Below are 22,680 nucleotides of genomic sequence, written 5' to 3' on the forward strand. Positions count from 1 at the left end.
GCTCCGAGGGAGCCGCCCGGCCTTTTCGCCGGATGGACGAGGCTCAGCTGCTGACGCCGAGCGTGAGCGTGCCGGTGTAGCCGGCGGAGGTGGAGCCGGTGACGGTCATGAGGCCGGACGAGGCGCCTCCGTCGTCGTAGATGCCGTCCTGGGCGAGGGTGGTGCGGGTGGTCGTGTTGGTCGAGTAGGGCGAGACCCTCGCGACAGCCGTGGTGATGGACTCGTTGATGAAGAGCTGGCCCGTGTGCACGGTCGTACCGCCGGTGAAGGAGCCGTCGGAGGTCAGGGTGACGCCCGTGTGCACCTTCACGTGGATATGGATGCAGCGGCCCCGGTACCAGCCCGGGTAGATGGTCGTGATGTTGGCGACGCCGCTGGAGTTGGTGAGCACGCCGCCGCGCAGGAAGGTGCGGTCGTCCGACTCGTTGTGGCCGTTGTTGCCGACGTAGCCGGAGTACTCGCCGAGCGCGTCGGTGTGCCAGACCTCCACCAGGGCGTTGCTGATGGGGGTGCAGGCGGAGTTGACTACGGTCAGGGCGAGCTTGAACGGGATGCCCGCCTTGCCTTCGGTGATGTCGGTGCGGACGAGCGCTCCGTCGAGGTAGTAGGGGCCTTCGGTCATCTCCTTCGTGAGGGTGCAGACGGCCGCGGCGTCGACCGGGGCGGTGTCCGGTGTCTGCGCGGCGGCGGAGGCTGCCCCGGGGGTGGCAGCGGCACCTACGGCCAGGGCCGCTGCCGTCGTCCCGGTGGCGATCAACACGGTGCGGCGTCCGACCGGGCGGTCGTCGGAGCCGGCCTCTTGTGCGTGTGGGGTATCTGTCATGAACACGGCACCGTAGAGAGGCATGCTGTCGATAGGCTGTCAGTTCGGCAAAGCAACAGGGCGTCAAGGCTCCGGTTGGCCAAGGGCCGCGGGTGAGCCGGGACCGCGCCGCAACTGTCGAAGAGTTTCGGGTGGGTGCGCGGGCCGTTGACGCGGGGCGGGCCCGAACCTACGGTCCGCCTCGTCCGGTGTTCCGATCCCCGTTCGACATCACGAACCACTCTCGCGCACCACCCCACCCCCAGGAGCCCGCGTGAGCCGCCGCACCGCTCTTCTCGCCCTGCCCGCCGCCGTCCTGCTCGCCCTCGTCCCGACGACCGCCTCCGCCTATCCCAACCCGGGCGAGGTCACCGGTGACGTCGTCGTGCACGACCCGACGATGATCCGCTCCTCGTCCGGGCGGTATCTGCTGTACGCCACCGGGGGCGGCCTCGGCTACAAGACCTCCACCGACCGGATCGCCTTCAGGGCGGGCGGCGACGCCTTCGGCAGCAAGCCGAGTTGGTGGTCGTCGTACGCGACGGAAGCCTGGGCCCCCGACATCTCGTACCACGGGGGCAAGTACCTGATGTACTACGCCGTCTCGACCTTCGGCTCCAACAAGTCGGCCATCGGGCTGGCCGGTTCCGCCACCGGACTGCCCGGCTCCTGGACCGACTACGGCGTCGTCTACACCTCCACCACCTCCAGCGACTACAACGCCATCGACCCGAACCTCTTCGCCGACGACGACGGCAGGTGGTGGCTGTCCTTCGGCAGTTGGTGGACGGGCATCAAGATGATCCGGATCGACCCGTCGACCGGGAAGCAGTACTCGGGGGACACCACCCGTTACTCCATCGCGTCCCGGCCGGCCGGCAGCAAGGCCGTGGAGGCCCCGTACGTCGTCGAACGCAACGGCTACTACTACCTCTTCGCTTCCTACGACGTCTGCTGCCAGGGCACCAGCTCGACGTACAAGGTGAAGGTGGGGCGCGCCGCGAGCGTCACCGGGCCGTACTACGACAAGAGCGGCGTCGCGATGACCAACAACGGCGGCACCGCCGTGCTGGAGTCGCACGGCAGCGTCATCGGGCCCGGCGGGCAGTCCATCATGAACGACTCCGACGGTGACCTCATCGTCTACCACTACTACGACGGCGACGACAACGGCACACCCAAGCTCGGCATCAACCTGCTGAACTGGAGCACCGGCTGGCCCGTCGCCTACTAGGGCAGCGGCCCCAGCCGGTTACCCCGTCTGTCCCATCCCGGCCGCGTTCGGCCAGCTCTGTGCGTTGGGCCAGCCGGTGGCCGGAGCCGGGGTCAGGCCGGCGGCTGGGGCCGGGGCGGTCATGCCGCGTACCTGGGCCGCGGTGAGACCGCCGCGGGCGGGGACGCCCGGCGGGGTGGGGCCGGTCGCCGCGGGGACGGGCACAGGCGCGGGGACAGACACGGGCGCGGGCGCGGGCACCGGCACCGGAGTGGGGAACGGCGTCGGGGCGGGCACGGGCGCGACCGGCTGGGGTGGCTGCTGGGGCATCTGCTGCGGCATCTGCTGCGGCATCTGCTGCGGCATCTGCTGCGGCATCTGCTGGGGGATCGCCTGCGGCATCTGTTGCGGTACGGCCTGAGCTGCCGCCGGCATCGGCATCCCGCCGCCGACCGACGGTGCGGCGGCGGGGAGCGGCATGCCGGTGCCGGCGGCCGGGGCGACTGGCAGCCCCGGGGTGGGGCCGGCGGCGACGGCCTGCGCGGCAAGCCCCAGCATTCCGGCCCCGTTGGTCTCGCTGACCAGCCGGTCGACAGCCGCCGTACCCGAGCTGTAGTTGGTCCCTGTACCCAGCTCGGGTACGGCGGCTCCCCTCCTGGTCCCGTAGAGCACCGACTCCAGGCCGGATACCAGGCGACGCACGTCGACCTGGGGGCGCACCACGAGCCGCAGGAAGCGGCTGGACGAACCGATCTTGTTGCCGCACTCGCGGACCAGGATCCGGTGCTCGGTGAGCATCCGGTCCCGGACCACGGTGCCTTCGGCGCCGACGGGAAGGCGCACGAAGAGGAAGTTGCCCTGGGAGGGGTACACGGTCAGCCCGGGCAGTGCGGAGAGCTGGCTGGCCATGTCGAGGCGGTCACGGCGGACCTGCATGAGGCTCTGCGCGTACTCGGCGCCGTGCTCCTTCAGCATGAACACCACGTGCTCGGCGAAGGAGTTGAGGTTCCACTTGGGAAGCATGGAGCGGACCTTGGTCGCGAGGGCGGGGTTCGCGACCAGGTAGCCGAAGCGGATGCCGTGCAGGCCGAAGTTCTTGCCGAGGCTGCGGAGCACGACCACGTTCGGCCGCAGCATCGCTTCCTGGACCACGCTCGGGTCGGCCTCCGCGTCGGCGAACTCCAGGAAGGACTCGTCGACGACCACGAGGTCGAGGTCGGCCATCGAGTCCATGAACTGCACCACCTGCTGCTTGCGCAGGTAGCCGCCGTCGGGGTTGTTGGGGTTGCAGATGACCGCGACCCGGGTGCCGCGGGCCCGGATGAACTCGGCGTACTGGGCGAGGTCGAGGGCGAAGCCGCTCGATTCCTGGAGCGGGTACATGTCCACCCGCTTGCCGGTCTCCATCGGCTGGTCGGTCCAGCGGCCGAAGGTGGGGACCGGGATGGCGAGGGACTCGCGGACCAGCAGGTGGTCGATCCAGGTGATCAGCTCGGTCGAGCCGTTGCCCATCGCGACGCACTGCGGTGGGAGCTGGAGCAGGTTGCACAGCTCGGCCGTGATGGTGTCGGCGCTGCTGGGGTAGTACGTGATGATGTCGCGCAACCGCCCCGCCATGGACTCGAACATGGCGGGAGTGGGGAAGTAGGGGTTGCACGGGATGCAGAAGTCCACCGGGCCCGACCCGTCGCCCTCGCGCGTCAGCGCCGCCATCGAGGGGCTGTGCGCCGCCGTGTTGCGGAACAACGAGGTGACGTTGTCAGCCAAGGAAACCTCCGTTTATGGGTGGCCCGTGCGGGGGAGCACGGGCCACCCATGTGTACGGAGACCGGCGGGGCGCCGTTCAACGTGTGTGAAAGACGTGTGAGTTCATCTCACGCGCTGAAGGTGTGGATCGTCCTCGTCCGGTATGTCTGCCCGGGCCGGAGCACGGTCGACGGGAAGGACGGCTGGTTCGGCGAGTCCGGGAAGTGCTGCGTCTCCAGGCACAGGGCGTCGCCCTGGCGGTAGGTGTGACCGCCGGTGCCGGTGAGGGTGCCGTCGAGGAAGTTGCCCGAGTAGAACTGGAGGCCGGGCTGGTCGGTGGCGATCTTCAGGGTGCGGCCGGAGTGCGGGTCGTGGAGCGTCGCGACGTGCTCGGGCTTCGCCGTGATGCCCTTGTCCAGGACCCAGTTGTGGTCGTAGCCCTTGGCCTGCACCTGCTGGACGTGGCCGGCCCGGATGTCCCTGCCGATCGCCTTGGTGTGGCGGAAGTCGAAGGGGGTGCCGGAGACCTTCGCCAGCTCGCCGGTGGGTATCAGGCCCGAGTCGGTGGGGGTGTAGCGGGAGGCGGCGATCGTGAGCTCGTGGTTCTCGATCGTGCCGCTGCCCTCGCCGGCCAGGTTCCAGTAGACGTGGCTGGTGAGGTTGACGACGGTGGCCTTGTCGGTGGTGGCCTCGTAGTCGATGTGCCAGTCGCCGTGCTTGGTGAGGGTGTAGGTCACCTTCGCCTTGAGGGTGCCCGGGTAGCCCATCTCGCCGTCGATGCTGGTGTAGTGCAGGTGCAGGCCGACGTCGGAGCCCTTGGTGAAGGGTTCGACGTCCCAGATGTGCTTGTCGAAGCCCTGGGTGCCGCCGTGCAGGCTGTTCACGCCGTCGTTGACGGACAGCTGGTAGGCCTTGCCGTCCAGGGTGAACTGGCCCTTGCCGATGCGGTTGCCGTAGCGGCCGATGAGGGCACCGAAGTACGGGGTCTTCGCCACGTAGTCGTCGATGTTGTCGAAGCCCAGGGAGACGTTGGCGTGCCGGCCGTGCCGGTCCGGGATCTCCAGGGACTGGACGACGCCGCCCCAGTTGAGGACCTTCAGCCGGGTGCCGCCGTTCTCCAGCGACCAGCGGTAGACCTTCGTGCCGTCGGCGAGTTTGCCGAAGGGTTCCTTCACCGGCTTCCTGCCTCCCGAGGCTGCCTGTGCCGTGCCCGTGCCGAGGGTGGTCGCCGCGATACCCGCGGCCGCGGCTCCTGCGATGACCGTACGTCTGTTCAGTTCCACTTGCGGCTCCTGCGAAGGGAGGGGCCCCGCCGTTTCCGACGGGGCCCGAGCTGACTTACGAACCGGACTTGCGCTTGTTCCACACGTCGAAGCCGACCGCGGCCAACAGGGCCAGGCCCTTGATGACCTGCTGCCAGTCGGTGCCGACACTGAGGAGGTTCATGCCGTTGTTCAGCACGCCGAGGACGAGACCGCCGACGATCGCGCCGAGGACGGTACCGACACCACCGCTCATCGACGCGCCGCCGATGAACGACGAGGCGATCGCCTCGAGCTCGAAGTTGACGCCCGCCTTCGGCGAGGCCGCGTTCAGACGGGCGGCGACCACCAGACCCGCCAGGGCCGCGAGCACGCCCATGTTCAGGAACACCTGGAAGGTGACGCGCTGGTCCTTGACGCCGGACAGCTTCGCGGCCGGCAGGTTGCCGCCGATCGCGTAGATGTGGCGGCCGAAGACCGCGTTGCGCATGACGTAGCCGTAGCCGACCACCAGGACGCCGAGGACGATGAGGATGATCGGCGCGCCCTTGTAGCTGGCGAGCAGCAGCGTGACGGAGAGGACGGCGGCGACCAGCGCGACGAGCTTCAGCGCGAACGCCTTCACGGGCAGCACGTCGAGCGCGAACTCCTGCTGCCGGCGCCGGTCACGCACCTCCTGCCACACCACGGAGGCGATGAGGACCAGGCCCAGGAGCACCGTGAGGTTGTGGTAGTTGGTGTTCGGGCCGACCTCCGGCAGGAAGCCGTTGCCGAGCTTCTGGAGACCGTCCGGGAACGGGCCGACGGTCTGCCCCTTGAGCACGATCTCCGTGAGGCCGCGGAAGAGCAGCATCCCGGCGAGCGTGACGATGAACGAGGGTATGCCGAAGTAGGCGATGAGGTAGCCCTGCACCGCGCCCGCGACCGCACCCGTCAGCAGGCACACCGCCGTGGCGAGCGGCCACGCCATGTGGTGGTTCACCGTGAGCACGGCCGCCGTCGCACCGACGAACGCCGTGAGCGAGCCGACCGACAGGTCGATGTGGCCCGCGATGATGACCAGCATCATGCCGATCGCGAGGATCAGGATGTAGCTGTTCTGGAGGACCAGGTTGGAGACGTTGCGCGGCAGCAGCAGGTCCCCGCCCGTCCAGATCTGGAAGAGGACGACGATCAGGCCGAGCGCGATCAGCATGCCGTACTGCCGCATGTTGCGGCGCAGACCGTTCAGCATCAGCTGGAGCAGGCCCTCGTCGCCCGCCGATCCGCTCTTGCCCGGCGGCGCGGGGGCCGGGGTCTTGGCGGTCACATCCGTGCTCATCGGGTTACCTCTTTGTCCTTCGTCATCTGGCGCATCAGCGACTCCTGCGAGGCCTCGGCCCGGGAGAACTCGCCGGTCAGCCGCCCCGCTGCCATGGTGTAGATGCGGTCGCACATACCGAGCAGCTCCGGCAGCTCGGAGGAGATGAAGACGACCGCCTTGCCCTGGGCGGCCAACTGGTCGATGACCGTGTAGATCTCGTACTTGGCGCCGACGTCGATGCCGCGCGTCGGTTCGTCCAGGATCAGCACATCGGGACCGGCGAAGATCCACTTGCTGAGGACGACCTTCTGCTGGTTGCCGCCGGACAGCTTGCCCACCGGCTCGAACACCGTCGGCGCCTTGATGTTCATGGACTTGCGGAAGCCCTCGGCGACCTGCCGCTCCTCGTGCTCGTCGACCACGCCCCGCTTGGCGACCTTGGTCAGCGCGGTCAGCGAGATGTTGCGGTTGATGGTGTCGATGAGGTTGAGGCCGTAGTGCTTGCGGTCCTCGGTGACGTAGGCGATGCCGTGCTTGACCGCCTCGGCGACGGACTTGGTACGGATCTCCTTGCCGTCCTTGAGGACCGTGCCGCCCGCGTACCGGCCGTAGGAACGGCCGAAGACGTTCATGGCCAGCTCGGTGCGGCCGGCGCCCATGAGGCCCGCGATGCCGACGATCTCCCCGCGCCGCACCTCGATCGACACGTCGTCGACCACCTTGCGCTGCTGGTCGATCGGGTGGTGCACGGTCCAGCCGCGGATCTCCAGGGCCGGGGCCGCGCCCTCCTCCGGCTCGTGCGGGGTGCGCTCGGGGAACCGGTGGTCGAGGTCGCGGCCGACCATGCCGCTGATGATCCGGTCCTCGGTCGTCTCCTCGGCCTTCACGTCGAGCGTCTCGATGGAGCGCCCGTCGCGGATGATCGTCACCGAGTCGGCGACCCGGCGGATCTCGTTCAGCTTGTGGGAGATGATGATCGAGGTGATGCCCTGATTCTTCAACTCCAGGATGAGGTCCAGGAGTTTGCCGCTGTCCTCGTCGTTCAGGGCAGCCGTCGGCTCATCCAGGATGAGCAGCTTCACCTTCTTCGACAGCGCCTTGGCGATCTCCACGAGCTGCTGCTTGCCCACGCCGATGTCGGCGACGCGGGTCTCCGGGTGGTCGGTCAGACCGACCCGGCGCAGCAGTTCGGTGGCGTGCTTGAGCGTCTCGTTCCAGTCGATGAGCCCGCCCCTGGCGTGCTCGTTGCCGAGGAAGATGTTCTCCGCGATGGAGAGGTACGGCACCAGCGCGAGCTCCTGGTGGATGATCACGATGCCGTGCTGCTCGCTGGCCCGGATGTCCTTGAACTCGCAGGTCTCACCCTCGAAGAGGATGTCGCCCTCGTAGGTGCCGTGCGGATGGACGCCGGAGAGCACCTTCATCAGGGTGGACTTGCCGGCGCCGTTCTCCCCGCAGATGGCGTGGACCTCGCCCTGCCGGACCGTCAGCGTGACGTCCGACAGCGCCTTGACACCGGGAAAGGTCTTGACGATCGAGCGCATTTCCAGGACGGGTCCCGCCATGGTTGTGCCTTCCAATCAGTGTGTGGTCGGGGTGGGCGGGATCACTTGAGCTGGGCGTCGGTGTAGTAGCCGCCCTTGACCAGGACGTCCTCGTAGTTGGTCTTGTCGACGCTCACCGGCTGGAGCAGGTAGGCGGGGACGACCTTGGTGCCGTTGTTGTACGACTTGGTGTCGTTGACCTGCGGCTTCTTGCCCTTGATGAGGTCGTCGACCATGGTCGTGGCGACCGTGGCGAGCTTGCGCAGGTCCTTGTAGACGGTCTGCGTCTGCTGGCCGGCGATGATCGACTTCACCGAGGCGATCTCGGCGTCCTGGCCGGTGATGACCGGCAGCGGCTTGCTCCCGGAGCCGTAGCCGTCCGACTTCAGCGCGGCGAGGATGCCGATGGAGATGCCGTCGTAGGGCGAGAGCACGGCGTCGACCTTGGCGCTCGAGTACTTGGAGGTCAGGATGTCCTCCATACGCTTCTGCGCGGTGGCGCCGTCCCAGCGCAGGGTGGTGACCTTGTTCAGCGCGGTCTGCCCGGACCTGACGACCAGCTGCTTCTTGTCGATGTACGGCTGGAGCACGCTCATCGCGCCGTTGAAGAAGTAGCGGGTGTTGTTGTCGTCGTTGGAGCCGGCGAACAGCTCGATGTTGAACGGGCCCTTCTTGCCGCTGTCCAGGCCGAGCTTGTGCACGATGTACGTGCCCTGGAGCTTGCCGACCTTCTCGTTGTCGAACGAGGCGTAGTAGTCGACGTTCTTGGTGCCGAGGATCAGGCGGTCGTAGGAGATGACCGGGATGTTGGCGTCCGCGGCCTCCTGGAGCACGTTGTTCAGGGACTTGTTGTCGATGGCCGCGATGATCAGGCCCTTGACGCCCTGCGTGATCAGGTTCTCGATCTGGGAGACCTGGGTGTCCGGGTCGTCCTCGCCGTAGACCAGCTTGGTCTTGTAGCCCTTGGCCTCGAGGTCCTTGACGACGTTCTTGCCGTCGGAGATCCAGCGCTCGGAGGACTTCGTCGGCATCGCGATGCCGATCGTGCCGCCCTTGGAGCTGCCCTTGGACTCCTTGCTGCCGCCGTCGCTGTTCTGACCGCAGGCGGTCAGGGTGAGGGCGAGGGAGGCGGCTCCGGCTACGGCGGCTATGGCGGCTCTGCGAGTACGCATGATCATCATCCTTGATGTGTGGGAGCGGGCTCGGTCTGGCGGTGCGTGGACGGCTCGACAGGCGGTGCCGGGACGACCGATATGCGTTGGATTCTGTTGGTTCACGTCTTATTTTGTGAAGCGCGTCGTCCGGAACGTTATGCGGAAGTTCCGAACCGCTTCAGATCGCCGGGCAGCCGTGAACCGAGGGGCGCCATGTCGCCGTCGACTCCGTGCCGTGCGAGCAGGTCCAGGGCCAGCCGGCCGCGCCGCACCCGCTCTCGGGCGGTGGCCAGGGTCAGGTCCCGCACGTGGTGGCCGTACGGGTAGATACCGGGAGCCTTGGACAGGCCGAACTTCAGGTAGAGCGGCGCGCCGCGCCTGATCAGCTCGGCGACCTCGTACATGCGGATGTATCCGCCGAGGTCGTCGGGGGCCTCGATGTACATGTCCATGGGGGCGCCGGAGACCCGTCTGATCTCCGTGAGGTGATCGAGCGTCAGGTCGCTGGGCACGTTGACGGAGTCGGCACCGAGCCCCTCGTACACCGCATACGAGGCGGGGTTGACCGGTCCGATCAGCGCCGAGACCTTCAGGGTGGTGTCGGCGGGGATGATGCCCTGTCGGCGCGCCCGGTGCAGCGTCCACAGCACGCCCTCGTCGGCGACGAGGAGGCACTTGACGCCCAGCTCGGTGGCGCGGACGGCGTCCTCGACACAGCCGGCGACCGCGTCGTGGCCGCGTGCCCTCAGGCCCGCGCCGCGCGAGTCGGAGCGCACCGAGCCGCCGATGTCCCAGGTGCCGCGGGGGCCCGTGAACAGGCAGAGTTCGATGTCGCGTTCGTCGGTGGCGTCGACCATCTCGGTGATCTCGGCGTCGGTCAGCATCCACACACCGCTGCCCTGGCTGATGCGGTGGATGGGCACGTCGAGTCGCGAGGCCTCCTTCAGGACGACCGCCAGCGCCTCGGGGCCCTCGCACGAGGGGATCTCGGTGCGCCAGCGACCGCCGCCCGGGAAGGAGTGGGGCGAGGCGTCGGCGGGGTCGAGGGCGGGCGCGCCCAGGCCGAGCGCGGTGAGCGCCTGCTCACCGGGCCTGCGGGCTGCCGTGGCGGAAGCGTCGGTCACAAGCTGTCCTTAGTGTTCGGTATTTCGGACGAGGTTCGCGGCTCGGGGTATGAAAAAGCTGGGGTGTACGCCGGTACGGGGGTCGTCAGGTCACCCCCGTACCGGCGTACGGCTAGGGGCGGAGCAGCACCTTGCCGACCTTCGGGTCGCCTGCCCCGACCAGCTCGATGGCCTGCGAGAACTCGGTCAGCGGCAGCTCGTGCGTGACCAGCGGCAGCGGATCCAGCAACCCGGCGCCGAACACCCGGACCGTGTGCGCCCAGGCGTCCGGCGGCGCACCGAAGACGGTGTGCACCTCCAGCTGCCGTACGACGAGGTCGGTCGGGTCGAGGCCGTCGGCGCCCGCCGCCGGGATGCCCGTCAGGACCAGGCGCCCGCCGCGCCTGAGCAGGGAGGCGGCGGTACGCGCGGCGGAGGTGGACCCGGCGGTCTCGATGACCACGTCGAAGTCGTCCGGGAGCTCCTGGTCCTTCAGCCGGAAGCCGGTGGCGCCGAACTGCCGCGACAGCGCCTCGCGGTCGTTCCGGGTGCCCACGACCAGCAGCTCGGCCGGGGACACCGCCTTCAGGAACTGCACGGCGAACATCCCGAGGGTGCCCGTGCCCACCACCGCCATCCGCTCGCCCGGCTGGGCGTTCGCCTTCAGCGCGGCGGCCGCGATACAGGCGGCCGGCTCCAGCAGGGCGGCGGCGGTGAGGTCGGCGTCGTCCGGCAGCGCGTGCAGCAGCCGGGCCGGAAGGGTGAGCGTGGTGGCCATGGCGCCCGGCTGGGTGAAGCCGGTCTCCTCGTACCCCGCGGTGCACAGGGTGGTCTCGCCCGCGTGGCAGCGGTCGCACACCTGGCAGTTGCGGAAGCCCTCTCCGACGACCTTGCGGCCGACCAGGCTCCCCGGCACCCCGGCGCCCACCGCCCGCACGGTCCCGGACCACTCGTGGCCGGGCGTGAGCGGGTAACGGACGTACCCCTCGGGCCGGTTGCCCTGGTACACCTCGCGGTCGCTGCCGCAGATGCCGACGGCGTGCACGGCGACCAGGGCCTCGCCCGGCCCCGGCTCGCGGGGCTCGTGCGGGACGACCCGGTGGGCGCCCGGTGCCTCGACGACGACGGCGGTGCTCACTTCTCGGTGCCCTTCGGCTTGCGCTGTTCCCAGCCCTCGGCCCACAGGTCGAACCGGGCCTGCTGCTGCGGGAACTCGGCCGCCGCGTCGGTGTCCAGCTCGACGCCGAGACCCGGCTTGTCGGAGAGGTGGAAGTAGCCGTCGACGACCTCGGGGGCGCCCTTGACGACCTTCTTGATCTCCGCGTCGGCGAAGTCGTTGAAGTGCTCGAGGATCTTGAAGTTGGGGGAGGTGAAGCCGACCTGGAGGCTCGCGGCCGTCAGGACCGAGCCGCCCACGTTGTGCGGGGCCACCAGCATGTAGTGGGTCTCCGCGGTGGCGGCCAGCTTCCGGGTCTCCCAGATGCCGCCGATGTGGCCGACGTCCGGCTGGATGATGTCCACGGCCTGGCTGTCGAAGAGCTCGCGGAACTCGATCCGGTCGTGGATGCGCTCACCGGTGGCCACCGGGATGTCCACTTTGGCGGCGACCTTCTCCAGCGCCTTGAGGTTCTCCGGCGGCACCGGCTCCTCCAGCCAGGCCGGCTTGAAGGGGGCCAGCTCCTTGGCCAGCCGGACGGCGGTGGCGGGGGAGAAGCGGCCGTGCATCTCCAGCATCAGCTCGGCGTCCGGGCCGATCGCGTCCCGCACGGCCTCGATGAGGGAGACGGCGTACAGGGACTGCTCGTGGTCGAGCTCGAAGTGGCCGGTGCCGAAGGGGTCGATCTTGAGCGCCTTGTAGCCGCGCTCCATGACTCCCTGGGCGGCCTTGTGGTACGCCTCCGGGGTGCGCTCGGTGGTGTACCAGCCGTTGGCGTACGCCTTCACCTTGTCGGTGACCTTGCCGCCCAGCAGCTGCCAGACGGGCACGCCCAGGGCCTTGCCCTTGATGTCCCAGCAGGCCATCTCGACGACCGCGATGCCGGACATCACGATCTCACCCGCACGGCCGTAGTCGCCGTACTTCATACGGCGTACGAGGTCCTCGACCGCGAACGGGTCGGAACCGAGAATGTGGTTGGCCTCGGCCTCCCGCAGGTAGCCGATCAGCGCGTCGGTGTGACCGAGCATCCGGGTCTCGCCGACTCCGGTGATCCCCTCGTCGGTGTGCACCTGGACGTAGGTCAGGTTGCGCCACGGCGTCCCGACCACGTGTGTGCTGATTCCGGTGATGCGCACGGCGGTTGCCTCTCAGCTGTTCGAGATTTCGTCACACGTTCGAAATGCTGGCGTGACAGTAAGGATGGGGCGGCAGGGGTGTCAATGGGTCGAACAGGTAACGGTTTCGACAAGTCTTTCGAGAGCTCTTTCGGTCCCCCACCAAACCTTCACAAGGGTGCCTAGGAACGTTACCGTCCGGGAACTTAGTCTTCCCGCGTCATGGACTACTGCCACCCGTGCCGACGGCACCTCAACGGCGCCCTCGCCTGCCCCGGGTGCGGCGCACCGGCCACGACGTCCCACGCGTACGCGCAGACGGGCGCGCCCGGGACGCCGTACGCGTACGAGGGGTACCCGCAGGGGGGCATGGAAGAGTCCCACCTCGGCGAGTCGCACCCGGAGGGCCCTCGCTCCGGCGGCGAACCGCACGAGCACGCGGCGGACGGGCGAGGCGAAGCGGGTGAAGGGGGCGAGGAGGACGACTCCGGCGACGAACCGCAGGGCCGGGCGGCGAACCGGCGCCGGGCGCGTGGCCGCGGGGACGACGGAGGACCCGCGGACCCGGCCGCGAGCCGTCGCGATCGCAAGGCCGCGGCGCACCGCCGCCGTCGCCGGCGCACCCTCCTGATCGCCGCGGGCTTCGTCCTGGCGGCGGGCGGCCTGAGCCTCGCCGAGCTGGGCATCGACGCCCCCGGTTTCTCTAGCCCGGACCCCGCGGCGGCCGGGGGCGAGTCCGCGGACGGCGGTACGTCGACCTCCGGCCCGCAGCGGACGGCCAAGCCCCTGGACGACGCCTCGCGGGGTGCCGGCGGCACTGCCTCGGCGGACCCGTCCTCGTCCCCGTCGGCCTCGGAGTCCGCCAAGGACAAGGACAAGGACAAGGCGTCCGCATCCCCGGACGGCAAGGACACCGACCAGGCGCAGCAGTCGGCGACCACGGGCGCCGGCGGCGCCACAGCGGCCCCGACGACGCCGGCGACGACCCAGCCGACGGCCACGCCGACCGCCGATCCGACCACGTCCGACCCGACTCCGAAACCTTCGCCTACGCAGACGTGCAATCGGTTCCTGTGGTGGTGCACGTGAGCTGACGGCGGCTCCGGGGCTCTTATGGCCCTCGGGGCTGCCCGGCGGCCATGTCCCAGCCGCTGGGCCCGGCACGCCGGCCTGCGGTGGTTGTCATCGGCTGCCGGCTCCGCCACGCTCGGACCAGCCCGCGCGGGCCGGCCCCATTCCCCCCGCTCACCCGCCTCGGTGGGGTGCCGCCCGTTTTCTGCGGCCCGATCCACCGGGCTGCGTTACGCCGGGCTGACCGCCACCACCAGGCCCCGCTCGGCCGCCGGGCTGGCCGCAGCCGAGACCCGTACCGCCACCGCGCGGGCCACCCGGCCGGTACGGGAGGCGGTTGCCAGGAGGAAGGGCTGGAGGTGTTCCAGGCCGGCCACGATCAGTTCCTCGCCCGCGACCAGGGCCGGCCGGGCCGCCTTGGTGGCCGCCGCGGCCGCCTCCGTGAGGTCGGCGAGGGGCGGCAGGGTGGCGCGGACGACGTCGGCGGCGACCGCGGCCGTGCGCTCCGCCAGGGCCACCTGGAGGGGCAGCAGGGGGGCGAGCGCGGCGGTCAGGGCGTCGGCGATGCGGCGCAGCTCGGGCGTGGAGTCGCGCAGGACCTCGGCCGCCGCCCGGAGCACCGGGGTCAGGGCCAGCAGGAGACCCGCGGCGAGCCCCGCGGTCGCGGGCAGCAGCGGGGACAGCGCCTCGGTCAGCTCCCCGGCCACGGCCGCCCACTCCGCCACCGCCGGCTCCACCGCGTCCAGTACCGGAAGCAGGCTGTCGCCGAGGGCGGCGAGCAGGGCCTGGGCCGGTTCGCCGACCGGGTGCGTGGCCAGCGGGGCGCCGGTCGTGCCCAGCCGGGTCAGGGTGTCGACGATGCGGTAGAACGCCTCCTGCGCCTGCGGTGAGGCGCTGGCCTCGGCCAGTTCGGCCGTCGTCTGGCGCAGCACCCGCAGCAGTTCGGTGCCCGAACCGTCCCGTGGGTCGAGGGTGTTGATCGCGATCTTCGTGATGTTGCCGGCCGTGTCCAGGAGCTGGCCGGTGATGTCGGTCGTGCTGCGTGCCATGCGCAGCATGTCGTCCCTGCTGGGGAGCGAAGGAATCGTCGCCATGGGGCCCCTCCCGCCTCGCCGCCGCCCGTTTCGGGCGCACCCGCCACCAGCATGCCCGCTGCGGCCCGTCCGCAGGAGACATCGGGGCGACGAGGGCGTCAACAGACGGGTGGGGCGGTTGAGTCGAAGGGACGCGTCGCGCCGTATTCGATCTAGGGAATCACCCGGAGGAGGCACGCGGATGACGCAGGAGATCACCGTCCACGGCACGGTCGCCGACGGCTTCGAGGCGGTGCGCGAGGAGTTCGCCGCGTTCGTCGCAGCGGAGCGGGACGACTACGAAGGGCAGTTGTGCGCGTACGTCGACGGGCGGCGGGTCGTCGACCTGTGGGCGGGTGAGGACGTCGACGGAGGCTCCCTGTACGGGGTGTACTCGTCGACCAAGGGAGCCGCCCATCTGGTCGTGGCGCTGCTCGTGCAGGACGGCACACTGGAACTGGACCGCAAAGTCACCTACTACTGGCCGGAGTTCGCCGCCGAGGGCAAGGGCGCGCTGACCCTGCGCGATCTGCTGGCGCACCGCGCGGGCCTGGTCGGCACCGACACCGGCTTCACCACGGCGGAGCTGGCCGACGACCGGGCGATGGCCGAACGTCTCGCCGACCAGCGGCCGTTCTGGCGGCCGGGCACGGGCTTCGGCTACCACGCGCTGGTCATCGGCGCCCTGACCGGCGAGGTCGTGCGGCGGGCCACCGGCCATACGATCCAGGAGCTGCACGAGGAGCGGGTGCGTGCCCCCTACGGTCTGGACTTCCATCTGGGCCTGCCCCCCTCCCGGGAGCCCCGCTTCCGCACCGTCCAGCCGATGCTGCCGACCGCGAAGCAGCAGGCCCTGCTGGACGAGCTGCCGACCGGGCCGCACACGCTGGCGTCCATCGCCTTCAACCGGCACGCGGCCGAGCCGACCGACCTCCAGGCGCTGCCCAACGACCCACTGATCCGCGCCAAGGGCCCGGCGTCGGTCGGCGGGGTCGCCTCGGCGCGCGGGCTTGCCGGGCTGTACGCGGCGGTGATCAGCGACGTCGACGGCAAGGCGCCGCTGCTCAAGCCCGACACGGTGGCGGAGTTCGGGCAGTTGCACTCCGCCGGGTACGACCTGGTGGCCCAGGCCCACAAGTCGTACGGCCTGGGCTTCCAGGCGACAGCGGACGCCTGGCACCACTTCCTCGGCGCGGGAGCGTTCGGGCACGCCGGCGTGGGCGGCTCCCAGGCCTTCGCGGACCCGCGCAGCGGCCTCGCCTACGGCTACACCCGCCGCCGGCACGTCTTCCCGGGCGGCGCGGCCCCGGAGAACGACCGGCTGGCGAGGGCGGTGCACCGGGCGGCGCTGGACATCTGACGCGGCCCGTCGAGCCGGGCACCCGTGAAGTGATGAAGGCCGCACCCCACGTCCAAGGGTGCGGCCTCCGTCGTAGCAACGAGTGCCGTCAGGCGGGCGTCACGGTGATTCCGCCACCGGTCAGAGTTTGACGATCATCTTCCCGGTGTTGTCGCCGCGCAGCACGCCGAGGAACGCCTCCAGGTTGTTCTCGATGCCCTCGACGACCGTCTCGCGGTACTTGAGCTCGCCGGAGCGGACCCAGGCGCCGACCTCCTGGACGAACTGCGGCTGGAGGTCGTAGTGGTCGCTGACCAGGAAGCCCTCGATGCGGCCACGGGTCTGGATGAGGCGGGCGAGGTTCTTCGGGCCGGGGGCGGGCTCGGTGTTGTTGTAGACCGAGATCATGCCGCAGACCGCGATCCGGCCGCCCTGGTTGAGCAGGCCGATGGCCGCCTCGAGGTGGTCGCCGCCGACGTTGTCGAAGTAGACGTCGACACCGTCGGGGGCGGCCTCGCGCAGCTGCTCGCTCACGGACCCGTTCCGGTAGTTGAACGCGGCGTCGAAGCCGTACTCCTCCACCAGCAGCTTCACCTTCTCGTCGGACCCGGCCGAGCCGATGACCCGCGAGGCGCCCTTGAGCTTGGCGATCTGGCCGACCTGGCTGCCGACGGCACCTGCCGCGCCGGAGACGAAGACGGAGTCGCCCTCCTTGAAGGAGGCGGTGCGCAGCAGGCCGGCGTAGGCGGTGAGGCCGGTCATGCCGAGGACGCCGAGGTACGTCGACAGGGGTGCGGCCTCGGGGTCGACCTTGACGGCGTGCTTCGCGTCCACGACCGCGTACTCGCGCCAGCCGAAGAAGTGCAGCACGTGGTCACCGGCGGCGATGCCCTCGGCGTTGGAGGCGACGACCTCGCCGACCGCCCCGCCCTGCATGACCTTGCCCAGCTCGAAGGGGGCGACGTACGAACGGGCCGCACTCATACGGCCGCGCATGTAGGGATCGACGGAGAGGTACTTGTTCCGCACCAGCACCTGCCCCTCGCCCGGGGTGGGGACCTCCGCCTCGACCAGGGCGAAGTCCTCGGGCTTCGGCCAGCCGACCGGGCGGCTGAGCAGGTGCCATTCGCGGTTGATCATGACAGTGCCTTTCGAATTTACTTCAGTACCTGAAATAACCATGCTCCTAAAAATTTCAGGATGTCAAGTAACGGAGTATCCTTGAGGGCATGTCCAGCCCACAGAAGACCCGCCGCCCCGACGAGCTGACCATGGAGGTCGTCGAGCTCATCGGGGACGTCGTGTCCCGGTTCTACGCCGACTACGAGGAGGCGGCGGGCGAGCACGCGCTCACCGGCGCACAGGCCCGGTTGCTGAGTCTGCTTTCCCTGGAACCGCTGCCCATGCGCAAGCTGGCGCAGAAGCTGAAGTGCGAGCCGTCGAACGTCACCGGGATCGTGGACCGGCTGGAGAACCGCGGCCTGGTGGAGCGCCGCCCCGACCCGGCCGACCGCCGGGTGAAGCTGGCCGCCGCCACGGACGAGGGCCGCCGGGTCGCCCGGGACCTGCGAGAGGGCCTGCGCTTCGCCCGCGAACCGCTGGCCGGGCTGTCCGACGAGGAGCGGCTCGCGCTGCGGGACCTGCTGCGGCGGATGCTGGACGCCTGAGGGCTCCACGCCTGAGGGCTGGACGCCTGAGGCCCGCGCCGGGGCCCCGACACGCCCCGATAGGGTTCCCCCATGCGTGATCTCGGGGTGGGTTTCGGTTATCTCCTGAAGGGCCAGCGCTGGGTGGCCCGGCACGGCAAGCAGTACGGCTTCGGCCTGCTCCCCGGCCTGATCGCCCTGGTCCTGTACGCGGCGGCGCTGGTCGCGCTCGCCGTGTGGGGCCAGGACTTCGTCGCCTGGACCACCCCGTTCGCCGACGACTGGTCGAGCCCCTGGCAGGGCCTCTTCCGCGGCTTCCTCACGGTGGTCCTCTTCGCCCTCGGCCTCCTGCTCGCCGTGGTCACCTTCACCGCGGTGACGCTGCTGGTCGGCCAGCCCTTCTACGAGAGCCTCTCCGAGAAGGTCGACCGGGACGTCTCACCCGACGGGTCGGCGCCCGAGTCCGGCCTCCCGCTCTGGCGCGAGCTGTGGACCTCCGCCCGCGACAGCCTCCGCATCGTGCTCCGCGCCGCCGTCTGGGGCGTGCTGCTGTTCGCCCTCGGCTTCCTGCCCTTCGTCGGCCAGACGGCCATACCGGTGCTCGGCTTCTTCGTCACCGGCTTCTTCCTCACCGAGGAACTCACCGCCGTCGCCCTCCAGCGCCGCGGCGTCGAACTCCGCACCCGCCTCACCCTGCTCCGCTCCCGCAAGACCCTGGTCTGGGGCTTCGGCACCCCCCTCGGCCTGGCCTTCCTGGTCCCGGTCGTCGCGGTGTTCCTGATGCCGGGCGCGGTCGCGGGCGCGACCCTGCTCGCGCGGGATCTGTTGGGTGAGGAGAGCGAGGAAGAGGAGTCCGCAGCTGAAGAGGAGGACGTCACTCCGTGACCCGGACAGTCGCTGTCGCCGTCATCACGGTGCACTGTTCGGCGCCCACGCACAACTGAGCCTGTCCGGCGATTGAGGACGAGGCCGTTCAGGCCGAAGCAGGGGTCTGAGGGCGCAGCCCCCAGCGGGGCCCGCACCGACTCCGGGTGCCATGGGAAGCGGCGTCAGCCTCGCGCTCGCTCCGTCTCGTTGATCGCGACGGTCACGATCGCCCGCACCTGCGCGATGATGTCCAGCCGGTTGCGGACGAACTCCGGATCCGTGACCGTGCCGGTCGCCGGGTCGGTGTTGCCGGAGCCGAACTGGAGGACCGGGGTGTGCACATGGCCGCCCGGCAGCGTGTCGTGCAGGCCGAGACGGTCACGGAGCAGCGTGGCCCGGTAGGCGATCTCGTTGGAGAGGTAGTTCCCGCCGCCCCCGGCGCGCGCCGTCGAGCCGGGGGTCGGGCCGTCCGCCCGCACGACGGGCTCGCTCCCTCCCGCCGGGATCTCGGTGACCTCCGTGTGGTCGTACACGGGGAAGCGGCCGGTGTCCGCGGCCACGATCCGCTGGTACGGCAGGGTCGTCGTCGTCCACTGGGGCTGCGCGGCCGGGCCGGTGACCGGGACGGTCTCCGTGCGGGAGACGTTGTCGTTGTCGGGGTAGCCGCCCCGCCAGGCCCCGTTGGTGCGCTCGACGTCGAACCGCCCGACCCGGCCCTGGCTCACGGTCGTGAACAGGTCCACCTCCGGCAGGTACGGCCGCAGCGTCCGCTCCACCGTCCCCTCCGCGAAGTCCTGCCAGCGCACCGGGAAGACCGCCGTCTCGACCCGCGCCGGGCCGGCCGCCGTCTCGATCACCGTGCCGTCGAGTGCGAGCGCGGAGGCCCCGGAGGGATTGGAGATACGGATGTCACGGTCGAGGGTGAAGGGATCGAACCCGGTGACGAGGATGCGCTTGAGACCCTTGCCGCGTCCCGGGTAGCGGATGTCCGTCTGGCCGCGCGAGGTCCGCTCCAACTCGTCCAGCAGCGCGCTGCGCCGGTCCTCGCTCAGCCCGAACCCGGGCTCCCACGCCCGTACTTCCCGAGTCATCCCCAGCCGCGCCCAGTACAACGGCCGGTCGTCGTCCCGGCTGATGTCCCCGCCCGCCGGACCCCGGCCCTGCGCCCGCTCCACCGCCCGCCGCCACAGCGCCGATCCCTCGCGTACGACGACGCGGCGGGCCTGTGAGAAGCTCCGCGCCCGGTCCAGCGCGCGGGCGAAGTCCGGGGCGACGGTGTCGAATCCGGAGCGCCGCAGGATCTCCTGGGGCACGGCCTTGTCGAGCCGCTGTTCCTCGACGGTCGGCGCGGATGCCGTCGCGGCGGAGGCCGTGGTCGTCGGGGCGGCCAGGCCCGCGAGCAGGGTGAGACCGAGGATGCCCATCCGAAGGCGTATGGCAGTCAAGGGGGTTCGGGTCCTTCCGTCGCAGTGGGGTGCGGTCGTGCCGGACGGCCGCAGTATCGCGTGACGGAAGTGGCCCACGCCATGGGGCAATTCAGGTGGGGATCCGGGCCGCGGCCTCCCGCAGTGCCGCCAGGAACGCCCGGGCGGCCGGGGCGAGCGAGCGCCCCCGCGCCGTCGCCGCGTACACCGCCCGGGCCGGAGCCCCCTCGTCCAGCACCCGCAGCAGGACCACGTCGGGCCGTACGGACTCGGCGGCCAGCGCCGGGACCAGGGCCACGCCGAGGCCCGCCGCGACGTAGCCCTGCTTGGCCGTCCACTCGGCGACGACATGCGCCACCCGCGGCCGGAAGCCCCGGCGCAGGGCCGCGTCCAGCAGCGTGCCTTCGGGCCGGGGGCCGCCGGAGATCCAGTCGGCGTCGGCGAGCAGGTCCAGCCGGACCTCACCGGCACCGGCCAGGGGATGGCCGGCGGGGACGGCTACGTACAGGGACTCGTCGAGGAGATGGTGGAGTTCGTACGCCTCCAACGGGACGCGGCCGGTCGTCGAGACGATCGCCAGCTCGAGGTGGCCGGTGGCCAGCCGGTCCAGGAGGGCGGGTGTGAGGCCCTCCTCGCGGGACACCCGGACGCGCGGGTGACGGCCGCGGAAGGCGGCCAGGGCGTGCGGCACCAGCGCCGCGTCGGCCGTGGGGAACGCGCCGAACCTGAGCCGCCCGCCCGCCACTTCGCGCAGCGCGGTCAGCTCGCGCGCCGCGCCGAGCAGCGACTCGGCGACCGCCTCCGCGTGCGGGACCAGCGTCCGGCCCGCCTGCGTGAGCCGTACGCCCCTGGGCAGCCGGTCGAACAGCGCCGCCCCGCCGAGAGCCGCCTCCAGCGACGCCACCTGCCGGGACACCGCCGACTGCGTCCAGCCGAGCGTTCGCGCGGCCACGGTGAACGAACCGCTCCGGGCGACCTCCAGGAACACCCGCAGCCACGTGGTGGAGAGATCGGGGACCTCGGGAACGGACCTGCCATGCGTGCTTCGCATGACAGCGATGCTAGACATTCGCTTGTCGCATCCGCGGGCCGGACTTAGCGTCGGGCCCATGGAGAAGATCGAGAAGTCAAGAAAGGTCGCCTTCCTCGGCCTGGGGCACATGGGTACGCCCATGGCCGGCCGACTCCTCGCCGCCGGGCACCCGTTGACCGTCTGGAACCGCACCGCCGCCAAGGCCGCACCGCTCGTCACCGAGGGTGCCGTGCTCGCCGCGTCCCCCGCCGACGCGGTCCGGGACGCCGATGTCGTGGTGACGATGCTCGCCGGCCCGGCCGCGCTCGCCTCGGTCGCCGCCGACGCCGTACCGGCGGTGCGGACGGGCACGCACTGGGTGGAGATGTCGACCGTCGGACCGGACGCGGTACGAGAACTCGCCGACCGGCTGGGGGACCGGGTCACGCTCGTCGACGCGCCGGTCATGGGGAGCACCGACCGGGCGGCGGCGGGGGAGTTGGGCATTCTGGCGGGCGGTGACGTCTCCGGTGTCGCCGACGTGCTGGCCCGCCTCGGCACCGTCACCCGTACCGGACCACTCGGTTCGGGCGCCGCGCTCAAGCTGGTCGTCAACACGGCGGTGCTCGGCGGGATCGCCGTGGTCGCCGAGGCGCTGCGGCTGGCCGGCGCACTCGGCCTGGACGCGGACACCGCCCGCACCACCCTCGCGAACGGCCCGCTCGGAGGCGTCGTCGCCCGCGCCTTCGCCGAAGGCGTCCACTTCGACACCGCGCTCGTCGTGAAGGACCTCGAACTGGCCGTGCAGGCCACGCGACTGCCCGCCGCGGAAGCCGCCCTGGCCCACTTCCGGGACGCCTGCGCCGACCCCGCCCTGACCCACGCCGACCTCGCGCGCGCCGTCGCCCACCTCATCACCCGCGCCTGAGACCGCCCTCAAGGAGCCCCGTGCAGATCACCCTGGACAACCCCGCCTCCGCGCCCCAGCCCCTCAGCCCCTACTACTCACAGGTCGCCCGCGTCGAACACGCCGACGGCAGCGCCCTGTTGTACCTCTCCGGGCAGATCGCCGAGGGCGCGACCCTCGCCGAGCAGAGCCGGGGCGTCTTCGAGACCATCGCCGCGCTGCTGAACGCGCACGGCGCGACCCTCGCGGACGTCATCAACATCCGCACCTACCTGACCGACATCTCCCGCCTCGAGGAATACGGCACCGTAAGACGGGAGTTCCTCACCGGAACCCCGCCCACCAGCATGACCTTCGAGGTGCCGCGACTGTTCCGGCCGGAGGCGCAGGTGGAGATCGAGGTCGTGGCGGCGGTACCGGCCGGCAGGTGAGCATGTGGGCGACTGCGTAGGGCTGCGCCCTGGGGGCGCAGCCCCCACCAGGGGCGCGGGGAACTGCGCGCTCAGCCACATGCGATCCGCAGCCGCCCTGCCGCGGAGCAAACGGAGTTGGCAGGCGCTGCACTCCCCGCCTAGCCTGCGGCGCATGAAGGCAGCCAACCTCGGCGTGTTGTTCCTCATCGAACTGGGCGCCCTGGCGGCCGCCGCGTACTGGGGTTTCACCCTCGACGTCGCCGCCCCGCTCGCCTGGCTGCTCGGGACCGGCGCGCCCGCCGTGCTGGTCCTTCTGTGGGCGCTGTTCGGGTCGCAGAAGGCGGCGTACAAGACGCGCGGCGCGGTCCGTGTCGGCTTCGAACTGCTGTGGTTCGGCGCCGGCGTGACCGCGCTGTTCCTCGCCGGGGCGGCGGATCAGGCGGTCGTCTTCGCCCTGGTCTGCCTGCTGAGCAAGACACTGGCCGTCGTCTGGGAGCAGTAGGACGGGCCGCCGACTGGGCAGGATG

General features: G+C 70.6%; 21 protein-coding genes. 8 read left to right on the top strand and 13 right to left on the bottom strand.

Going from position 1 to position 22,680, the window contains the following annotated elements:
* Positions 1-43: 43 nt before the first annotated feature.
* Positions 44-823 carry an intradiol ring-cleavage dioxygenase gene (locus ACWGJM_RS19895; RefSeq protein WP_453412987.1) on the bottom strand — a complete coding sequence of 260 codons (780 nt, stop codon included), beginning with the start codon at positions 821-823 and terminating at the stop codon, positions 44-46.
* Positions 824-1,076: 253 nt separating this feature from the next.
* Between ACWGJM_RS19895 and ACWGJM_RS19900 the strand changes: the two genes are divergently transcribed.
* The gene (locus ACWGJM_RS19900) at positions 1,077-2,036 is read left to right on the top strand and encodes an arabinan endo-1,5-alpha-L-arabinosidase (protein ID WP_453412988.1); all 960 of its coding nucleotides are present in this window, start codon (positions 1,077-1,079) and stop codon (positions 2,034-2,036) included.
* Positions 2,037-2,054: 18 nt separating this feature from the next.
* Here ACWGJM_RS19900 and ACWGJM_RS19905 read toward each other — a convergent pair whose 3' ends face one another.
* The 8 genes from ACWGJM_RS19905 to ACWGJM_RS19940 form a co-directional block, all read right to left on the bottom strand.
* Positions 2,055-3,782: a pyridoxal phosphate-dependent aminotransferase gene (locus ACWGJM_RS19905; RefSeq protein ID WP_453412989.1), complete on the bottom strand. Its 1,728-nt coding sequence runs from the start codon at positions 3,780-3,782 to the stop codon at positions 2,055-2,057.
* Between the two features lie 107 nt (positions 3,783-3,889).
* A complete protein-coding gene (locus ACWGJM_RS19910) occupies positions 3,890-5,044 on the bottom strand; it encodes an aldose epimerase family protein (protein WP_453412990.1) in 1,155 nt (384 codons plus the stop codon).
* A 55-nt stretch (positions 5,045-5,099) separates the two neighbouring features.
* Entirely contained in the window at positions 5,100-6,344 is a 1,245-nt protein-coding gene (gene mmsB, locus ACWGJM_RS19915) for a multiple monosaccharide ABC transporter permease (RefSeq protein WP_453412991.1), read from the bottom strand.
* On the bottom strand, positions 6,341-7,891 hold the full coding sequence (mmsA, locus tag ACWGJM_RS19920) for a multiple monosaccharide ABC transporter ATP-binding protein (RefSeq protein ID WP_453412992.1): 1,551 nt from the start codon (positions 7,889-7,891) through the stop codon (positions 6,341-6,343). Before mmsA ends, mmsB begins: the two co-directional genes overlap by 4 nt.
* A gap of 41 nt (positions 7,892-7,932) precedes the next feature.
* On the bottom strand, positions 7,933-9,042 hold the full coding sequence (gene chvE / locus ACWGJM_RS19925) for a multiple monosaccharide ABC transporter substrate-binding protein (RefSeq protein WP_453412993.1): 1,110 nt from the start codon (positions 9,040-9,042) through the stop codon (positions 7,933-7,935).
* Positions 9,043-9,179: 137 nt separating this feature from the next.
* Positions 9,180-10,148, bottom strand: a complete 969-nt coding sequence (locus ACWGJM_RS19930) for a hypothetical protein (protein ID WP_453412994.1) — start codon at positions 10,146-10,148, stop codon at positions 9,180-9,182.
* Positions 10,149-10,260: 112 nt separating this feature from the next.
* Positions 10,261-11,265, bottom strand: coding sequence for a zinc-dependent alcohol dehydrogenase (locus tag ACWGJM_RS19935; protein ID WP_453412995.1), 1,005 nt, complete (start codon positions 11,263-11,265; stop codon positions 10,261-10,263).
* Positions 11,262-12,422, bottom strand: coding sequence for a mandelate racemase/muconate lactonizing enzyme family protein (locus ACWGJM_RS19940; RefSeq protein WP_453412996.1), 1,161 nt, complete (start codon positions 12,420-12,422; stop codon positions 11,262-11,264). Before ACWGJM_RS19940 ends, ACWGJM_RS19935 begins: the two co-directional genes overlap by 4 nt.
* 201 nt (positions 12,423-12,623) lie before the next feature.
* Here ACWGJM_RS19940 and ACWGJM_RS19945 point away from each other — a divergent pair, with 201 nt between their 5' ends.
* Complete coding sequence (locus ACWGJM_RS19945; RefSeq protein WP_453412997.1) at positions 12,624-13,490, top strand: SCO2400 family protein; 867 nt, start codon at positions 12,624-12,626, stop codon at positions 13,488-13,490.
* Positions 13,491-13,702: 212 nt separating this feature from the next.
* On the opposite strand, the gene ACWGJM_RS19950 is transcribed toward ACWGJM_RS19945, so the two are convergent.
* Positions 13,703-14,566 (bottom strand): hypothetical protein, encoded by an 864-nt coding sequence (locus ACWGJM_RS19950; RefSeq protein ID WP_453412998.1) that lies wholly within the window; start codon positions 14,564-14,566, stop codon positions 13,703-13,705.
* Between the two features lie 181 nt (positions 14,567-14,747).
* Here ACWGJM_RS19950 and ACWGJM_RS19955 point away from each other — a divergent pair, with 181 nt between their 5' ends.
* A complete protein-coding gene (locus ACWGJM_RS19955) occupies positions 14,748-15,905 on the top strand; it encodes a serine hydrolase domain-containing protein (protein WP_453412999.1) in 1,158 nt (385 codons plus the stop codon).
* Between the two features lie 120 nt (positions 15,906-16,025).
* Here ACWGJM_RS19955 and ACWGJM_RS19960 read toward each other — a convergent pair whose 3' ends face one another.
* A complete protein-coding gene (locus tag ACWGJM_RS19960; protein WP_453413000.1) occupies positions 16,026-17,024 on the bottom strand; it encodes an NADP-dependent oxidoreductase in 999 nt (332 codons plus the stop codon).
* 89 nt (positions 17,025-17,113) lie between these two features.
* Between ACWGJM_RS19960 and ACWGJM_RS19965 the strand changes: the two genes are divergently transcribed.
* Both ACWGJM_RS19965 and ACWGJM_RS19970 read left to right on the top strand, forming a co-directional pair.
* Positions 17,114-17,551: a MarR family winged helix-turn-helix transcriptional regulator gene (locus ACWGJM_RS19965; RefSeq protein ID WP_453413001.1), complete on the top strand. Its 438-nt coding sequence runs from the start codon at positions 17,114-17,116 to the stop codon at positions 17,549-17,551.
* A gap of 72 nt (positions 17,552-17,623) precedes the next feature.
* Positions 17,624-18,415, top strand: coding sequence for an EI24 domain-containing protein (locus ACWGJM_RS19970; protein ID WP_453413002.1), 792 nt, complete (start codon positions 17,624-17,626; stop codon positions 18,413-18,415).
* Positions 18,416-18,579: 164 nt separating this feature from the next.
* Here ACWGJM_RS19970 and ACWGJM_RS19975 read toward each other — a convergent pair whose 3' ends face one another.
* Both ACWGJM_RS19975 and ACWGJM_RS19980 read right to left on the bottom strand, forming a co-directional pair.
* A complete protein-coding gene (locus tag ACWGJM_RS19975; protein WP_453413003.1) occupies positions 18,580-19,842 on the bottom strand; it encodes a pyroglutamyl-peptidase I family protein in 1,263 nt (420 codons plus the stop codon).
* Positions 19,843-19,933: 91 nt separating this feature from the next.
* Positions 19,934-20,872, bottom strand: a complete 939-nt coding sequence (locus ACWGJM_RS19980; RefSeq protein ID WP_453413004.1) for a LysR family transcriptional regulator — start codon at positions 20,870-20,872, stop codon at positions 19,934-19,936.
* A 58-nt stretch (positions 20,873-20,930) separates the two neighbouring features.
* On the opposite strand from ACWGJM_RS19980, the gene ACWGJM_RS19985 reads away from it, so the two are divergent.
* The 3 genes from ACWGJM_RS19985 (at position 20,931) to ACWGJM_RS19995 (ending at position 22,655) form a co-directional block, all read left to right on the top strand.
* Positions 20,931-21,761 (top strand): NAD(P)-dependent oxidoreductase, encoded by an 831-nt coding sequence (locus ACWGJM_RS19985; RefSeq protein ID WP_453413005.1) that lies wholly within the window; start codon positions 20,931-20,933, stop codon positions 21,759-21,761.
* Between the two features lie 20 nt (positions 21,762-21,781).
* Positions 21,782-22,171 carry a RidA family protein gene (locus ACWGJM_RS19990; RefSeq protein WP_453413006.1) on the top strand — a complete coding sequence of 130 codons (390 nt, stop codon included), beginning with the start codon at positions 21,782-21,784 and terminating at the stop codon, positions 22,169-22,171.
* A gap of 154 nt (positions 22,172-22,325) precedes the next feature.
* On the top strand, positions 22,326-22,655 hold the full coding sequence (locus tag ACWGJM_RS19995; RefSeq protein ID WP_453413007.1) for a YrdB family protein: 330 nt from the start codon (positions 22,326-22,328) through the stop codon (positions 22,653-22,655).
* Positions 22,656-22,680 lie beyond the last annotated feature (25 nt).

It is taken from the genome of Streptomyces sp. NPDC054834 (genome assembly GCF_053611185.1).

Excerpts from the sequence above, each read along its gene's own strand:
- ACWGJM_RS19995 (WP_453413007.1), top strand. The coding sequence starts at position 22,326 with ATGAAGGCAGCCAACCTCGGCGTGTTGTTCCTCATCGAACTGGGCGCC.
- ACWGJM_RS19965 (WP_453413001.1), top strand. The coding sequence starts at position 17,114 with ATGTCCAGCCCACAGAAGACCCGCCGCCCCGACGAGCTGACCATGGAG.
- ACWGJM_RS19970 (WP_453413002.1), top strand. The coding sequence starts at position 17,624 with ATGCGTGATCTCGGGGTGGGTTTCGGTTATCTCCTGAAGGGCCAGCGC.
- ACWGJM_RS19950 (WP_453412998.1), bottom strand. The coding sequence starts at position 14,566 with ATGGCGACGATTCCTTCGCTCCCCAGCAGGGACGACATGCTGCGCATG.
- chvE (WP_453412993.1), bottom strand. The coding sequence starts at position 9,042 with ATGCGTACTCGCAGAGCCGCCATAGCCGCCGTAGCCGGAGCCGCCTCC.
- ACWGJM_RS19980 (WP_453413004.1), bottom strand. The coding sequence starts at position 20,872 with ATGCGAAGCACGCATGGCAGGTCCGTTCCCGAGGTCCCCGATCTCTCC.
- mmsB (WP_453412991.1), bottom strand. The coding sequence starts at position 6,344 with ATGAGCACGGATGTGACCGCCAAGACCCCGGCCCCCGCGCCGCCGGGC.
- ACWGJM_RS19985 (WP_453413005.1), top strand. The coding sequence starts at position 20,931 with ATGGAGAAGATCGAGAAGTCAAGAAAGGTCGCCTTCCTCGGCCTGGGG.
- ACWGJM_RS19955 (WP_453412999.1), top strand. The coding sequence starts at position 14,748 with ATGACGCAGGAGATCACCGTCCACGGCACGGTCGCCGACGGCTTCGAG.
- mmsA (WP_453412992.1), bottom strand. The coding sequence starts at position 7,891 with ATGGCGGGACCCGTCCTGGAAATGCGCTCGATCGTCAAGACCTTTCCC.
- ACWGJM_RS19895 (WP_453412987.1), bottom strand. The coding sequence starts at position 823 with ATGACAGATACCCCACACGCACAAGAGGCCGGCTCCGACGACCGCCCG.
- ACWGJM_RS19960 (WP_453413000.1), bottom strand. The coding sequence starts at position 17,024 with ATGATCAACCGCGAATGGCACCTGCTCAGCCGCCCGGTCGGCTGGCCG.
- ACWGJM_RS19945 (WP_453412997.1), top strand. The coding sequence starts at position 12,624 with ATGGACTACTGCCACCCGTGCCGACGGCACCTCAACGGCGCCCTCGCC.